The organism is Pseudomonas sp. RIT778, from assembly GCF_019718735.1.
Lineage (GTDB): Bacteria > Pseudomonadota > Gammaproteobacteria > Pseudomonadales > Pseudomonadaceae > Aquipseudomonas > Aquipseudomonas aphyarum.
Genome location: NZ_JAIHBA010000009.1, coordinates 128,660 through 142,472, shown reverse-complemented (window position 1 = coordinate 142,472; position 13,813 = coordinate 128,660). Strand labels below are relative to the sequence as shown.

Sequence of the window (13,813 nt, the reverse complement as noted above, 5' to 3'; positions counted from 1 at the left end):
GAGCCATACAAGCATGCAAATGAGCCTGTTCGCGAAATGGCGCGGATACACCACCCGCTCACTCTTGGCCCTGGTTTCAACGTCCTTCGATGTTGAGTGAAAGCAACGTGACGTCCGCGCTCCTGCCACCCGAAAGGCAGCAGGACCGGTCGTCCCGATGACAGGGCAGAACATTATGAAAGCAGTGGTAATCGAGGCCTTTGGCGGGCCCGAAGTCTTGACGGTGCAAGACATGCAACTGGCAGAACCGGGGCCCGAGCAAGTCCTGGTCAAGGTCATGGCGGCGGGCATCAATTTCATGGACACCGGTGTCCGGCGCGGGCTCGGCGCCGCCTGGGAGTTGCCGCTGACGCCGGGGGCGGAAGGCGCCGGCATCGTCCTCGCCACTGGCCCGCAGGTGACGGAGTTCGGTGTGGGTGACCGCGTGGCCTGGCACTACGTGCCGGGCAGCTACGCCGAACAGGTGATCGCCCCGGTCAGCCAGTTGGTGCCGTTGCCCGATGAGATCGACTTCGCCACCGCCGCCAGCCTGATGATGCAAGGCCTGACAGCCAGCAATCTGGTGGACAAGGTGCATGCGATCCAGCCGGGTGACGTGGCATTTGTGCACGCGGCGGCAGGGGGCGTGGGGCTGATGCTGACTCAGATGATCAAGCTACTGGGCGGTAAGGTCATTGGCCGGGTGTCTCACGCCGACAAGGTGGAGGCAGTACTCGCGGCCGGGGCTGACTATGTGGTGATCGGGCGGGCGCACAACATTGCCGGACAGGTCATGCGCCTGACGGAGGGACAGCGGGTGAATGCGGTGTACGACGGCACCGGCGCGGAAGGCTTCGCCGACTCGCTGGAGATGCTGGATTATTTCGGCACCCTGGCCTTGTACGGGCCATTCATGAACCCGATCCCGCCGATCGATATCTTCAGCGTGCCGCGCAGCATCAAGCTGACGTATCCCTCGGTCATGCACTACGTGCGCAACCGCGAGGTGCTGCTGGAAAAGTCCCGGCAACTGTTTGCGTGGGTCAGCACCGGCAAACTGAAAACCTTTATCGGCCAGCGTTATTCACTGGAAGACGCGCAACAGGCCCATCGCGATATCGAGTCGCGCAGCACGACGGGCAAGCTGATCATTGTTCCCTAGTGCCGCGCCAGATCAGCAGGGCCGCCAAGAGCTGACTACCGGCGAAGAAGGTGAACAGCTCTTGCGCGGTCCATCGGGCATCCAGCAGAAACCCGGCGACCACCGGCGAAATGATCGCCCCCAGACGCCCCATCGCCAGCACCACGCCGACGCCGGTCGTACGTACCGAGGTGCAGAACGCCTGCGGGGCCAGAACATACAGGGCGGCGACCGCACCGTTGAGCATCAGGCCAAGCGTGACGGCCACGAGTGCCGCCAGACCGGGCACGTGCGAGGCCGGCACCATCAGAGGCAACAGAGCGGCGTTGAGCAGCAGGAAACCCGACAACAATCGTCGGCAGCCGAAACGATTGGCCGCCAGTCCCAGCAGCAGGGCGCCGAGCATGCCGCCAAATGCCAACAACACCCCAATCCGGGCGCCTTGTTGGTCGGTAAAACCGTTGTGGACCAGCAGGCTCGGGGTCCAGCTCATGACGAAGTAAAAGCAGAACATCAGCAGAAAGAGTGCCAGTGCCAGCGATAGAGTCTGTTGCCATTGACCGGGCGAAAACGGCCGGTCAGCGATGTCCGGCGACAGTGGAGGAACAGGCGCGCGCTGTTCAAGTGCCAGAAATGACGGCGATTCTCGCAGCCAGAAGACACCGACCAATGCCGCCGCCAGCGTGATGCAACCCCCGGCCAGAAAGACATACCGCCAGCCCATCAAATCATTGAGTACATGCGCCAGCACACCGCCCAGACTGGCGCCCATGGCGAAGGCGAGGGATTGCAGTGCGATCGCCAGATTGCGCCGCTGCGGGCTGGCGTGTTCGAACGTCAGCACGTTCGCCCCCACCAGCACCGCCCCCGTGCCAATGCCGGTCAGCAAACGCAGGAACATCAGCACGTGATGATCCGGACTCCAGAACGACAGCAACATACCCAGGCCACTGAGCAGCAGGCCGGCGAGCAGTAACGGCCTGCGCCCGAAGCGGTCGGCCCTGGGCGCGGCCAGCAGCGAACCGAGCGCCATCCCGACCAGGCTTGCGCTCAACAACAGGCCCAGTTGCGCGCCGCTCAACGCCCATTCGGCCGCAACCCGGCTGGCGGTGAAGGCCATGGCCATGACGTCCAGCCCGTCGATCACGTTGAACAGCATGCACAGCCCGATCACCCACCACTGCGACGTGGTCGATGGCCTACTGCTCAGGCGTTCGAGCGCTGTCTCCCCACGCATCCGCAATCCTTGTTCCGCTCTGTCATTCAAATGGGCCGTTTCCCCGCGGCATTCTGCCCGTTAACCGCTGCTGAATTCGAGCGCGATTTTGCGCACCGGGCCAGCGCGTCATACCAAGGTATCGACCGACACCATCGTGTAATCGCCCCGGTGCCAGCGCAGTGGTCTGATCCGATTGGCGATGCCTTTCGAATAATGACTACAAGGAGATCCATCATGGTTGCGCTTTCGTCCGGTCTTACCTGGCGCCATTGCCTGGCGTCATCCATCAGGGTCGGCGTGCTCGGCCTTGCCGTACTCGCTGGCAGCAGCGGGGTCTGGGCCGCGGATCCGTCGCAAGCCATTCGCCCGTACACCATCCATGTGGACGAAGCGAAGTTGAGCGACCTGCGCAAACGCATCGCCGACACCCGCTGGCCGGACAAGGAAACGGTCAGCGACGTCTCTCAGGGCGTGCAACTGGCGCAGGTCGAAGCACTGGTCAAGTACTGGGGCAATGGCTATGACTGGCGCAAGGCCGAAGCGAAGCTCAATGCCTTGCCGGAGTTCGTGACCACCATCGACGGCGTCGACATCCAGTTCATCCATGTGCGCTCGCGCAATCCCAATGCGATGCCGCTGATCCTTACCCACGGCTGGCCGGGTTCGCAGTTCGAATTTCTCAAGACCATCGGCCCGCTGACCGACCCCGTGGCGTACGGCGGCAAGGTCGAGGACTCGTTCGACGTGGTGATCCCGTCGATTCCTGGCCATGGTTTTTCCGGTAAACCGACCGAACTCGGCTGGGGCCCTGACCGGGTGGCGAAGGCCTGGGATGTGTTGATGAAACGTCTGGGCTACAGCCATTACGTGTCCCAGGGCGGCGATCACGGTTCGGTGATTTCCGACGCACTGGGTCGTCTGGCGCCGCCCGGTTTGCTGGGCATCCACCTGAACATGCCGGCCACCGTGCCGCCGGAACTGGTCAAACCGATCAACAGCGGCGACCCGGCCCCGGCAGGGCTGACCGCGCCGGAGGTGACGGCCTTCAACGCGCTCAGCCAGTTCTTCGGCCGCAACGCTGCCTACGGCGCAATGATGGTGACCCGGCCGCAGACCATCGGTTATCTGCTGGCCGATTCGCCCGCCGGTACGGCCGCGTGGATGTATGAAAAATTCGCCGCGTGGACCGACAGCGACGGTCAGCCCGAGAAAGTCCTGAGCCGCGATGAAATGCTCGACGACATCAGCCTGTACTGGCTGACCGACAGCGGGGCGTCGTCCTCCCGTTTCTACTGGGAGAACAACAACAATAACTTCAGCGCCGCCGCGCAGAAGACTGCCGACATCAAGGTGCCGGTGGCGATTACCGTGTTCCCCCACGAAATCTACCGGGCGCCGAAAGTCTGGTCGCAACGCGCCTATCCGTCGCTGGCCTACTTCAGCGAAGTCAGCAAGGGCGGTCACTTCGCGGCATGGGAGCAACCGCAACTGTTCAGCGAAGAACTGCGCGAAGCCTTCCGGCCACTGCGCGCGGCCGCGCAGAAAACCGCTGCGCAGGCAGCGCGCTAGCCCTGCAATCCGCAAGCACTTTAACCCCAAGCCCTTCAATCCAAAGTCCGGAACCGCCGCCCGGCGGTTCACGAGGGAGACCCGGCATGACTGACTCTAACGCTGTAACCCCATCCCGGCGCGTGCTCGCCGGTTCGATCCTGGCGCTTGCGCTGGGCATCGCCTCGGCATACGCCAGCGCCGGCGAAGTGCCCGCCGGCAAGATTGACGCCATTACCGCCGGCACCCATGTTTCGTTCGGCGCGCTGAAACACGTCAAGGCCGGACTGCTCGACGTGTCCTACGCCGAAGTCGGTCCGACCGACGGCCCGGTGGTCATCCTGCTGCACGGCTGGCCCTACGACATTCACAGCTACACCGACGTGGCGCCGGCGCTGGCGCAGAAGGGCTATCGGGTGCTGATTCCTTACGCGCGCGGTTATGGCGACACGCGTTTCCTGTCTGCCAAAACCGTGCGCAACGGCCAGCCGGCGGCGCTGGCGAAAGATCTGATCGACTTCATGGATGCCCTGAAGATCAAGCAGGCCGTACTCGGCGGCTACGACTGGGGCGCGCGCACCGCTGACATCGTCGCCGCGCTCTGGCCCGAGCGAGTGAAAGCGCTGGTGGCGGTGAGTGGTTACCTGATCGGCAGCCAGGACGCCGGCAAGACGCCGCTGCCGCCGGCTGCAGAGCTGCAGTGGTGGTATCAGTTCTACTTCGCGACCGAACGCGGTCGCCTGGGTTACGAAAAGAACACCCATGACTTCGCCAAATTGATCTGGCAGCTGGCCTCGCCGAAGTGGAACTTCGACGACGCGACATACGACCGTAGCGCCGCCGCGTTGCAGAACCCGGATCACGTCGCCGTGTCGATCTTCAACTACCGCTGGCGCCTGGGCCTGATCAAAGGGGAAGCGCAATACGATCCGCTGGAGAAAAAACTGGCGGCATTCCCCTCGATCGGCGTGCCGACCATCACTCTCGAAGGGGACGCCAATGGCGCGCCGCACCCACCGGCCGAGGCCTACGCCAAACGCTTCACCGGCAAATACGAGTACCGGCTGATCAGCGGCGGCATCGGCCACAACCTGCCGCAGGAAGCACCGCAGGCGTTCGCTCAGGCGGTGATTGATGCCGATCATCTCTGACTGCTGGCCTGAGGGGATCCGACGATGAAACTCAACCATTGGGCCGTGTTGCCAGCGGCCATTGCGCTCGCGGCACTGGCGGCCACCGGTGTCGCGTTGGGCGAGGCCGATGAGGGCGACGCCTCGCCGATCTACGGCGTGAAACTGCCGAAAAACTATCGCCAGTGGGCGCTGATTGCCCCGGCCCAGGAAGCCGCGCCGCTGGATGAACTGCGCGCGGTGCTGGGCAATGACCGGGCGATCAAGGCTTACCAGAGCAAGACGCTGCCGTTTCCCGACGGCACGGTGCTGGTGAAGCTGGCGTGGAAACACGTGCAGTCGCCGGAGTTCGAGCCAGCCTCGATTCCGGGGGCGGCCACCACCGTTCAGGTGATGGTCAAGGACTCGCGCAAATACGCTTCGACCGGTGGCTGGGGATTCGGCCGGTTCATCAACGGCAAACCCGCCGATGAAGCCCAGCACCAGACCTGCTTTGCCTGCCATCAGGCGCGGGTGCAGAACCACGATTTTGTCTTCACCCGATACGCCCCCTGAATCCGTCATACGAGGAAATCCAAATGAAAAAAACACTGACCGCACTGAGCATCGCCGTTGGCCTGTGTCTGGGCGCCAATGCCTTCGCCCAGACCGCCAAACCCACGGTCGTGCTGGTGCACGGCGCGTTTGCCGACGCGTCGAGCTGGAACGGCGTGGCGAAGATTCTCGAAAAGGATGGCTATACGGTGATCGCCGCCGCCAACCCGTTGCGCGGCGTCAAAAGCGATGGCGCAGCGGTATCGGCATTGCTGAGCAGCATCCAGTCGCCGGTGGTACTGGTCGGTCACTCCTATGGTGGCAACGTCATCAGTGATGCGGCCAACGATCATGCCAATGTCAAAGCGCTGGTCTACGTCAGCGCGTTTGCACCCGAAGCCGGTGAAACCGTCGCCGGGCTGGCCGGCAAGTTTCCCGGCAGCACCCTCGGGCCAACGCTGGCGCCACCCGTTGCGCTGGCCGATGGCGGCAAGGACTTGTACATCCAGCAGAGCAAGTTCCACGATCAGTTCGCCGCTGACGTCCCCGCTGCACAAGCGGCCCTGATGGCCGCGACCCAGCGCCCGGTCACCGAAGCGGCGCTGAACGAGCAGTCCGGCACGCCGGCCTGGAAGCACATTCCGTCGTGGTACATCTACGGCGACAAGGACAAGAACATCCCGCCTCAGGCGATGGCGTTCATGGCCAAGCGTGCGGATGCCAAGGCGGTCGAGGTGGTCAAGGGTGGCTCTCACGTAGTGATGGTGTCGAACCCGGCACCGGTGGCGCGGCTGATTGAAAAAGCCGCTGCGGCCAACTGAAAGCCTGCGACGTGCCGAAGCACGTCGCAGGCTTGTCACTCCCGGCTCAGGCAACGGACACCTTCGGCGAAGTTGCCGGTGCCAGTCTGAGCAGGGGCGTGATGCCGAGCATCAACAGCAATACCGCGAACAGCAGGGTGTACGCCGGGCCATAGTGTCCGGCGTATTCGCGCAGGGCACCGAACAGCAGCGGCCCGAGCGCGGCGATCAGGTAACCGATGAACAACATGAACACCGTCCACAATCCGGCCTGTTCGCTGGTGCTGGCGTGATCCAGCGGCAAGGTCATGGCCACGGTGAAACCCATGCCCAGGCCGATGGCCGCGAGCACCACGTACAGCATCGGCCAGTACGCCGGCAGAAACGCCATGCCGCCCACCCCGAGCAGGGCCAGCAACGCCGACAGCCCGAGCAAACCGCGCCGGTCGTGGGCCTTGCCCGGAATCAATCCCGCACCCACGCTGGCCACGGCGAACACTGCCGTAAAAATGCCCAGCAGGACGCCCGGGGAAACACTCGATGTGGCCGCTTCCACCGACGCTGGCGCCATCCAGGCGAAGAGGGCGTAGACCACGAATTGACCGGCACCGAAATTCAACGCGATCAGCCACGCTTGCGGATTGCCCCAGGGCAGACGTTTGCTCGGGTTCGACGGCGATTTCACCGCTGGCGCCGGGGTCGCAAAACGCCGCGCCATCCATACCCAGCTGGCGATGGCGGTGAGGCTCAGCACGCTCCAGATCCCGGCGCTGACCCGCCAGTCTTGCGCCAGCTCGGCAATCGGCGCGCTGAACACCGCCGCGAGAGTCGCGCCCAGGCTCAGGCCGCCGGCATAGATGCCCATGAACAGCGCCGGTCGTTGCGCAAAGTGGGTCTTGATCCACGCGCCGGTCATCGCACCGGCAACGGCAATGCCGATGCTGGCGAAGAACGTGCTGCCGAGCAGGAAGAATGCACTCGGCGAGATTGCCCGCAACAAGGTGGACGAGCCCAGCAACGTCAGTGCGACCACCACACTGCGATCGATCCCGAAACGCCTGGCCAGGCTCGGAACCACCAGCGCGAACACACCCATGCAGATGTCGGGAATCGAAGTCAGCAGCGCGGCCTGGGTATAGCTCAACTGGAAGTGCTGCTGGATCAACAGCAGAATCGGCCCCACCGAAATGATTGGCGGGCGCAGGGCGATGGACAGGATCAGCAGGCCGATCACCGCCGTGACGCTCTGTTGGTGGCCGGAGAGATTGCGGGTGATTGCCATGGGAAAAGCCTCATTGATGAACCATGAGCGCAAGACTAACAATGGGCCGGCCATGGAAAATGCCAGGGTTTGTCGCCAAAGTGACAATCGCCGCTTTAACACGATCAAGGTCTGTTTTCAGGAGACGCCAGCCGATGAAACGAGAGGTGCGCAAGGTCATCGCCCGGCGTGAGTCCGCGCCGCGCAGCGAACGTTATCCCGACTATCAGGACGTGCCGCGTGTAATGACCGTGCTGGTGCGCGATCAGGCCACCGGCGAATACAACGAGCCGCACGTGCATCGGCACGGACAGTTGCTGTATGCCTCGAACGGGGTGATGCGGGTGGCCACCGAGCGCGGATTGTGGATCCTGCCGCCGAAGCGGGCGCTGTGGATTCCGCCCGGGATGATCCACGACCAGTTGATGCTGAGCGCAGTCAAGATGCGCTCGATCTACATCGAGCCGCAGGCCTGCGCAGGGCTGGGCCATCACTGCAAAGTGCTGGAGATCCCCGGACTGCTGCGTGAGTTGATTCTGGCCCTGGCCGAGCAGCCGATCGAATACCCGCAGGAAGGCCGTAACGCACACATCGTGGCGTTGATACTCAGTGAGTTGCAGGGAGCCCGGACGTTGCCGATCGAAGTGCCGTGGCCGGTCGACCGGCGACTGGTCACGGTGTGCGAGGCGATTCTGCAGGATCCGGGACAAGACCATTCGATCGGTTACTGGGCTGACCGGGTCGGTGCCAGTTCGCGCACGCTGATTCGCCTGTTCGTCAATGAAACCGGCCTGAATTTCCGCCACTGGCTGCAGCAGGTGCGGCTGGCGACCGCCATCGATCGGCTCGACAAGGGGCAATCCGTCGGGGTGATTGCCCGGGACCTGGGCTACGCTAGCCAAAGCGCCTTCAGTGCGATGTTCAGACGGGTGATGGGCGAATCGCCCCGTGAATTTCTCGTCCGCGATTAGGGTGTTTTGGCGATTCCGATACCTTCGTATTCTGTCGTTGAAGGGAGGCGGGTGGTATCAATGACGCTGCTGTTGCAGGTGCATTGAACACCCACCCGCGTTCCGCGAGGAACCTTCGAAGAGTGAGAATCCTGATGCTTTTATACCTATCGACCTGGTCCGAAATAGCGCAATTCCTCGAACGCAGCCGCACCATCGTCATCCCGATCGGCTCCAACGAACAGCACGGGCCGACCGGTCTGCTGGGCACCGACTGGATGTGTCCGGAAATCATTGCCCATGAAGCGCAGAAAAGCGCGGACATCCTGATTGCCCCGACTTTCAACATCGGCATGGCGCAGCATCACCTCGGGTTTCCCGGCACCATCTCGCTCAGGCCTTCGACCTTCATCGCCGCCATCGCCGATTGGACTCGTTCGCTGGCCGCCCACGGCTTTGAAAAGATCTTTTTCCTCAATGGCCACGGCGGCAACATCGCCTCAATCGAAGCAGCGTTTTCGGAGCTGTACGCCGAAGCGAGTTTCGCCCGACGCAAGGCCGGGTTCGCCCTCAAGCTGTGCAACTGGTGGGATCTGGAAGGGGTGAACGAGCTGGCGCGTGAGCAGTTCCCGACCGGACATGGCATTCATGCCACGCCTTCGGAAATCGCCGTGACCCAGTGGGCGTATCCCGACTCCATCAAGTCGGCCGATTATTCGCCGCAGATCGCCAACTGGGGGCCGATCCGTGAAGCGGCGGATTTCCGTGCCCGTCATCCGGACGGCCGCATGGGCTCGGACCCGGCCCAGGCTTCGCCGGAAAAGGGTCGGCAACTGGTGGAAATGGCCGCTCGCGGTCTGGTGCAGGAGGTGCAAGCCTTCAGCCGCGAATCGTTACCCGACTGAAGCGTCGCCCTGATCAACGCCCGGATTTTCCGGGCGTTGCTGTTTCAACACCTTGGGAATATCGCCATGTGGACTATCCGTCACAGCTACATCGATGGCGCGTTCGTGCCCGTTCAGGGCAGCGAAACGATCAAATGCATCAACCCGGCGACGGAGTCCGTCATCGGTACGGTCACCCTGGCCAATCGCGACGATGCCAGGCAAGCCATCGCCGCCGCAAAGCGTGCGCAAGCCACGATGGGCCGGACCTCGAAAGCCGAGCGCATCGACATGCTCAGGCGCCTTCAGGCGGCGGTGCTGGAGAGCAGCGAAGACATACGCGACACCGCCATCGAGGAATACGGCGCACCGTTGGCCCGTGCGCAGTGGGTCAGCCAGTACGCGTCGCAATCCTTTGCCAACGCGGCGCAGGTGCTGGAGAACTATGAGCTGGTCCGGCCTGTGGGCCGTGCAAGGGTAGTCATGGAACCGGTCGGGGTGTCGGCGCTGTTCGCCCCCTGGAACAGCACCGCCGGTACGGTGTGCAGCAAACTGGCGGCGGCGATTGCCGGCGGTTGCGCATCGGTCATCAAACCGAGTGAACTCAGCCCGTTGCAGACCCAGGTGCTCGCGCTCGCCTTGCACCGTGCGGAACTGCCCAACGGGGTGATCAACATTGTCCTGGGCCGTGGGGGCGATGTGGGCGACGAGATCAGTACCAGCCCGTACGTCGCGAAGGTCTCGTTTACCGGCTCCACTGCCACCGGAAAACTCATCGCCAGCGCCGGCATCGAGACGATGAAACGGGTGAGTCTGTCGCTCACCGGCAAGTCGGCGTCCATCGTGCTCGACGATGCGGATCTCGAAGCGGCCATCCCCATGGCACTGAATGCCGCCTTCATGAACAACGGCCAGGCCTGCGTCGCCGGCACGCGGCTGTTGGTGCCGCGCGCGTTCTTGCAGCAGGTGATCGAACGGGTGAAAACCCTGGTCGACGCGACCGTGGTCGGCGATCCCCAGGACCCGACTACCGCCATCGGCCCGTTGGTCAACCAGGCGCAGTTTGATCGCGTGCAGGGTTTTATCCGGCGCGGGCTGGAGCAGGGCGCGCGATTGATCGTCGGCGGGGAGGGCAGGCCTGCCGGCTTGAGCCAAGGCTATTTTGTGAAGCCCACGGTGTTTGCCGATGTCAGCAACGACATGGACATCGCCCGGGAAGAGATTTTCGGCCCGGTGCTGTCGATCATGGCCTATGACGACGAGGAAGACGCCATCCGCCTGGCCAATGCCAGCGTCTACGGTTTGCAGGCGTATGTGTTCACCCGCGAGGTCGAACGTGGCCGATGCATCGCTGCGCGGCTGGAGGCCGGTTCGGTGCTGATCAACCGGATCGCACCGGAGTTGCTTGCGCCGTTTGGCGGGGTCAAGCAGTCGGGGATCGGCAGGGAATTCGGGGTGTCGGGGCTGGAAGCATTTCTTGAAGCGAAAAGCATCGTAGAGGACTGATAACGGCAGCAGGGCAAACAGGATCTTTCCTGGTTGCCCTGCCTACGTCAATGCGGATCAGCCCAGCGCTTCGATGGCCTGCGCAACGCCTGCACCGTACGCCGGATCGGCGCGGGTGCAGTTATCGATGTGGCGTTGTCGGGTCTGGGCGCTGGCGCCATGGATCGAGCGCGCGGTGTTCTCGAACAAGACCTGTTGCTGGGCGGGGGACATGGCGCGGAACAGCGCGCCCGGTTGCGAGAAGTAGTCGTCGTCCTCGCGGTGATTCCAGTGCCCGGCGCTGCCTTTCAGGGCCAGCGGTGGCTCGCTGAAATCCGGTTGCTCGGCCCACTGGCCATAGCTGTTGGGCTCGTAGCCGATTGTGCTGCCCGCGTTGGAGTCGGTGCGCATCTGGCCGTCCCGGTGATAGCTGTTGACCGGGCAGCGCGGGGCGTTCACCGGGATCTGATGATGATTGACGCCGACGCGATAGCGCTGCGCATCGCCATAGGAGAAAAGGCGCGCCTGGAGCATTTTGTCCGGTGAGAAGCTGATGCCGGGCACCACGTTGGCCGGGTTGAAGGCCGCCTGTTCGACGTCGGCGAAGTAGTTGTCAGGGTTGCGGTTGAGTTCGAGCATGCCGACTTCGATCAGCGGGTAATCCGCGTGAGGCCAGACCTTGGTCAGGTCGAACGGGTTGATCGAGTACGTGTCGGCGTCCAGCTCTGGCATCACTTGCACGTAGAGCTTCCATTGCGGGAAGTGGCCTTCCTCGATGGCGCTGTACAGGTCGCGCTGGGCACTTTCGCGGTCATCGCCGATCAGGGTCGCGGCTTGTTGGTCGGTGAGGTTCTCGATGCCTTGTTGGGTCTTCCAGGTGAATTTCACCCAGAATCGTTCGTTCGCCGGGCTGATGAAACTGAAGGTGTGGCTGCCGAAACCATGCATGTGGCGGTAAGTGCGCGGCAGTCCACGGTCGCTCATGACAATCGTGACCTGGTGCAGCGCCTCCGGCAGCAAGGTCCAGAAATCCCAATTGTTGCGGGCGCTGCGCATGTTGGTGCGGGGGTCGCGTTTGACCGCATGGTTGAGGTCGGGGAATTTCAACGGATCGCGCAGAAAGAACACCGGCGTGTTGTTGCCCACCAGATCCCAGTTGCCTTGCTCGGTATAGAACTTGATGGCGAACCCGCGGATGTCACGCTCGGCGTCCGCCGCGCCACGCTCGCCGGCCACGGTCGAAAACCGGACGAACACATCGGTGGTCTTGCCCACGCTGGAAAACAGTCTGGCCTTGGTGAAACGGCTGATGTCGTGGGTGACCGTGAAGGTACCGAAGGCGCCCGAACCCTTGGCGTGCATGCGCCGCTCGGGAATGACTTCCCGATCGAAGTGCGCCAGTTTTTCCAGCAACCAGACGTCCTGCAACAGCATCGGGCCTCTCGGGCCGGCCGTCTGTACGTTGTTGTTATCAACCACGGGCGCGCCCGCAGCAGTCGTCAGCTTGTTCATGCGCAACTCCTGGCTTTTGTCGGTTTCCCGCCATCACATCAAAAGCCTTGGGCGCGATCTATTGCACCATGGTGTCGCCGGATAGCACCAAGGTGTGGTTGGAATGGATTGCGTTTTGGTGTCGGCAAAAGACGGATCAGGCGAGGGTGATGCTGACCTTGATGTTGTTGCGCGTGGCCTTGGAGTAGGGGCAGTTCTGGTGCGCTGCGTCGATCAGTTGTTGCGCCACTTCGGGTTCGATCTCCGGCAGTGACACAGCGAGTTGAGCCTGCAGGAAAAAACCTTGTTCCCCGTGGACCAGGTCGATTTGAGCATCGACCCCGGCCGTTGTCGGAAAACCGATCTTGCGCGCGTTGCAGGCATGGCGCAGCGAGCCGAGGAAGCAGGCCGACCAGCACACGGCGAACAATTGCTCGGGGTTGGTTCCGGTGCCCGGCGCGCCGGGTGGAGAAAGCTTGAGATCCAGTCGGCCATCGTGACTGCGTCCTGTGCCCTCGCGACCTCCTGTGGTGCAGGTATGCGCGGAGTATAGGGTTTTTTCGATATCGATCATGGGCATTCCCTGAAGAGCATTTCACAGCGAAAAGGGCGGTTCATGTTGCCCGTGTGGGTTCATGACATTCACGTGCAGACGCACCCGCCAGCGCGTCGGCCGTGGCCACGGCGTCAGTGCCGCGATGGCCCAGGTTGTCGAGCAGGATCGTGCGGGCGATCTCGATCAGCCAGGCGCGAAACGGAAAGCTCGGGTCATGGGCGGCCTGTTCCTGATAGAGCGCCCTGAAGGCTTGCTGAACGAGGCCGCCGGTGTCTTCGCGACGGATCCGCCCGGCCTGCACCTGACCTTCGTAAAAGGCGATGAGCAACGGCGTCACCGTCGCGAACAGCTGTTGCGCCTCACCCCGGCCATGCCTGACGGCGCCCGCGACCAAGGCATACAGTTCGTCGTTGCCGAGCCGGTCTGACTCGCACAGGCAAGTGTGGCGATAACCTTCAGCCATGGTCGAATCCCTCGCAAAACCGTCGTTCGACTGAGCGCGGCTGCCGAAAAGATTTGCAGGTGGCCTGGCGTTCAGCGGTGAGATTCAAGCCTGCCTTCACAGCCGAATGACTGCCAGTTATGCGTTGTTAGCGCTTGTTAGCGCCCGGCTATCGAGGTAGGTCGCGTGGTGACTTTTTCGCTGGCCACTCAAGACGCTGCAGCGGTTTTCGATGCCCGTGGCCTGCAGGAAACGGCGGTACGGTGTACGAGCATTTTTGACATCCCTGTCCCTTTGCCATCGTCACAACCATGTAGGAAACGTCCGATATTTATTTAGCAAATTTCCTACATTTTGTTTGCCTCCCTAACAAAAAACGTGGTTATTATCCGC

At 62.8% G+C, this 13,813-nt stretch carries 13 protein-coding genes; 8 read left to right on the top strand and 5 right to left on the bottom strand.

All coding sequences use genetic code 11. The features are described 5' to 3' along the window. Positions 1–175 precede the first annotated feature (175 nt). Positions 176–1,141: a quinone oxidoreductase gene (locus K5E37_RS07585; RefSeq protein WP_260404043.1), complete on the top strand. Its 966-nt coding sequence runs from the start codon at positions 176–178 to the stop codon at positions 1,139–1,141. Here the strand turns inward: K5E37_RS07585 and K5E37_RS07580 are convergent. Next, positions 1,128–2,357 (bottom strand): MFS transporter, encoded by a 1,230-nt coding sequence (locus K5E37_RS07580; protein WP_221533515.1) that lies wholly within the window; start codon positions 2,355–2,357, stop codon positions 1,128–1,130. The genes K5E37_RS07585 and K5E37_RS07580 overlap by 14 nt on opposite strands. A gap of 216 nt (positions 2,358–2,573) precedes the next feature. Here K5E37_RS07580 and K5E37_RS07575 point away from each other — a divergent pair, with 216 nt between their 5' ends. From K5E37_RS07575 to K5E37_RS07560, 4 genes are all read left to right on the top strand, one after another. Further along, a complete protein-coding gene (locus K5E37_RS07575) occupies positions 2,574–3,908 on the top strand; it encodes an epoxide hydrolase family protein (RefSeq protein WP_221533514.1) in 1,335 nt (444 codons plus the stop codon). Between the two features lie 86 nt (positions 3,909–3,994). Next, on the top strand, positions 3,995–5,038 hold the full coding sequence (locus tag K5E37_RS07570) for an alpha/beta fold hydrolase (RefSeq protein ID WP_221533513.1): 1,044 nt from the start codon (positions 3,995–3,997) through the stop codon (positions 5,036–5,038). 24 nt (positions 5,039–5,062) lie between these two features. Next, positions 5,063–5,572 (top strand): cytochrome P460 family protein, encoded by a 510-nt coding sequence (locus K5E37_RS07565; RefSeq protein ID WP_108561375.1) that lies wholly within the window; start codon positions 5,063–5,065, stop codon positions 5,570–5,572. A 23-nt stretch (positions 5,573–5,595) separates the two neighbouring features. After that, a complete protein-coding gene (locus K5E37_RS07560) occupies positions 5,596–6,372 on the top strand; it encodes an alpha/beta fold hydrolase (protein WP_007958540.1) in 777 nt (258 codons plus the stop codon). A gap of 46 nt (positions 6,373–6,418) precedes the next feature. Here K5E37_RS07560 and K5E37_RS07555 read toward each other — a convergent pair whose 3' ends face one another. Next, positions 6,419–7,633 carry a CynX/NimT family MFS transporter gene (locus tag K5E37_RS07555; RefSeq protein WP_221533512.1) on the bottom strand — a complete coding sequence of 405 codons (1,215 nt, stop codon included), beginning with the start codon at positions 7,631–7,633 and terminating at the stop codon, positions 6,419–6,421. 134 nt (positions 7,634–7,767) lie between these two features. Between K5E37_RS07555 and K5E37_RS07550 the strand changes: the two genes are divergently transcribed. The 3 genes from K5E37_RS07550 to K5E37_RS07540 all read left to right on the top strand — a co-directional run bounded on the left by K5E37_RS07550 (position 7,768) and on the right by K5E37_RS07540 (position 10,952). Then, a complete protein-coding gene (locus K5E37_RS07550) occupies positions 7,768–8,583 on the top strand; it encodes a helix-turn-helix transcriptional regulator (protein ID WP_221533511.1) in 816 nt (271 codons plus the stop codon). 134 nt (positions 8,584–8,717) lie between these two features. Next, on the top strand, positions 8,718–9,467 hold the full coding sequence (locus tag K5E37_RS07545; protein WP_011333687.1) for a creatininase family protein: 750 nt from the start codon (positions 8,718–8,720) through the stop codon (positions 9,465–9,467). 66 nt (positions 9,468–9,533) lie between these two features. Beyond that, positions 9,534–10,952 carry an aldehyde dehydrogenase family protein gene (locus K5E37_RS07540; protein WP_221533510.1) on the top strand — a complete coding sequence of 473 codons (1,419 nt, stop codon included), beginning with the start codon at positions 9,534–9,536 and terminating at the stop codon, positions 10,950–10,952. Positions 10,953–11,009: 57 nt separating this feature from the next. Here K5E37_RS07540 and K5E37_RS07535 read toward each other — a convergent pair whose 3' ends face one another. The 3 genes from K5E37_RS07535 to K5E37_RS07525 form a co-directional block, all read right to left on the bottom strand. Then, positions 11,010–12,443, bottom strand: a complete 1,434-nt coding sequence (locus tag K5E37_RS07535) for a catalase (protein ID WP_221533509.1) — start codon at positions 12,441–12,443, stop codon at positions 11,010–11,012. Between the two features lie 136 nt (positions 12,444–12,579). Beyond that, entirely contained in the window at positions 12,580–12,996 is a 417-nt protein-coding gene (locus K5E37_RS07530; RefSeq protein ID WP_085604989.1) for an organic hydroperoxide resistance protein, read from the bottom strand. Between the two features lie 40 nt (positions 12,997–13,036). Beyond that, positions 13,037–13,441, bottom strand: a complete 405-nt coding sequence (locus tag K5E37_RS07525; RefSeq protein ID WP_102686666.1) for a hypothetical protein — start codon at positions 13,439–13,441, stop codon at positions 13,037–13,039. Between the last annotated feature and the right edge of the window lie 372 nt (positions 13,442–13,813).

Coding starts and splice junctions, on each gene's coding strand:
- K5E37_RS07570 (WP_221533513.1), top strand. CDS start 3,995: ATGACTGACTCTAACGCTGTAACCCCATCCCGGCGCGTGCTCGCCGGT.
- K5E37_RS07540 (WP_221533510.1), top strand. CDS start 9,534: ATGTGGACTATCCGTCACAGCTACATCGATGGCGCGTTCGTGCCCGTT.
- K5E37_RS07565 (WP_108561375.1), top strand. CDS start 5,063: ATGAAACTCAACCATTGGGCCGTGTTGCCAGCGGCCATTGCGCTCGCG.
- K5E37_RS07535 (WP_221533509.1), bottom strand. CDS start 12,443: ATGAACAAGCTGACGACTGCTGCGGGCGCGCCCGTGGTTGATAACAAC.
- K5E37_RS07575 (WP_221533514.1), top strand. CDS start 2,574: ATGGTTGCGCTTTCGTCCGGTCTTACCTGGCGCCATTGCCTGGCGTCA.
- K5E37_RS07525 (WP_102686666.1), bottom strand. CDS start 13,441: ATGGCTGAAGGTTATCGCCACACTTGCCTGTGCGAGTCAGACCGGCTC.
- K5E37_RS07550 (WP_221533511.1), top strand. CDS start 7,768: ATGAAACGAGAGGTGCGCAAGGTCATCGCCCGGCGTGAGTCCGCGCCG.
- K5E37_RS07545 (WP_011333687.1), top strand. CDS start 8,718: ATGCTTTTATACCTATCGACCTGGTCCGAAATAGCGCAATTCCTCGAA.
- K5E37_RS07560 (WP_007958540.1), top strand. CDS start 5,596: ATGAAAAAAACACTGACCGCACTGAGCATCGCCGTTGGCCTGTGTCTG.
- K5E37_RS07530 (WP_085604989.1), bottom strand. CDS start 12,996: ATGATCGATATCGAAAAAACCCTATACTCCGCGCATACCTGCACCACA.
- K5E37_RS07555 (WP_221533512.1), bottom strand. CDS start 7,633: ATGGCAATCACCCGCAATCTCTCCGGCCACCAACAGAGCGTCACGGCG.
- K5E37_RS07580 (WP_221533515.1), bottom strand. CDS start 2,357: ATGCGTGGGGAGACAGCGCTCGAACGCCTGAGCAGTAGGCCATCGACC.
- K5E37_RS07585 (WP_260404043.1), top strand. CDS start 176: ATGAAAGCAGTGGTAATCGAGGCCTTTGGCGGGCCCGAAGTCTTGACG.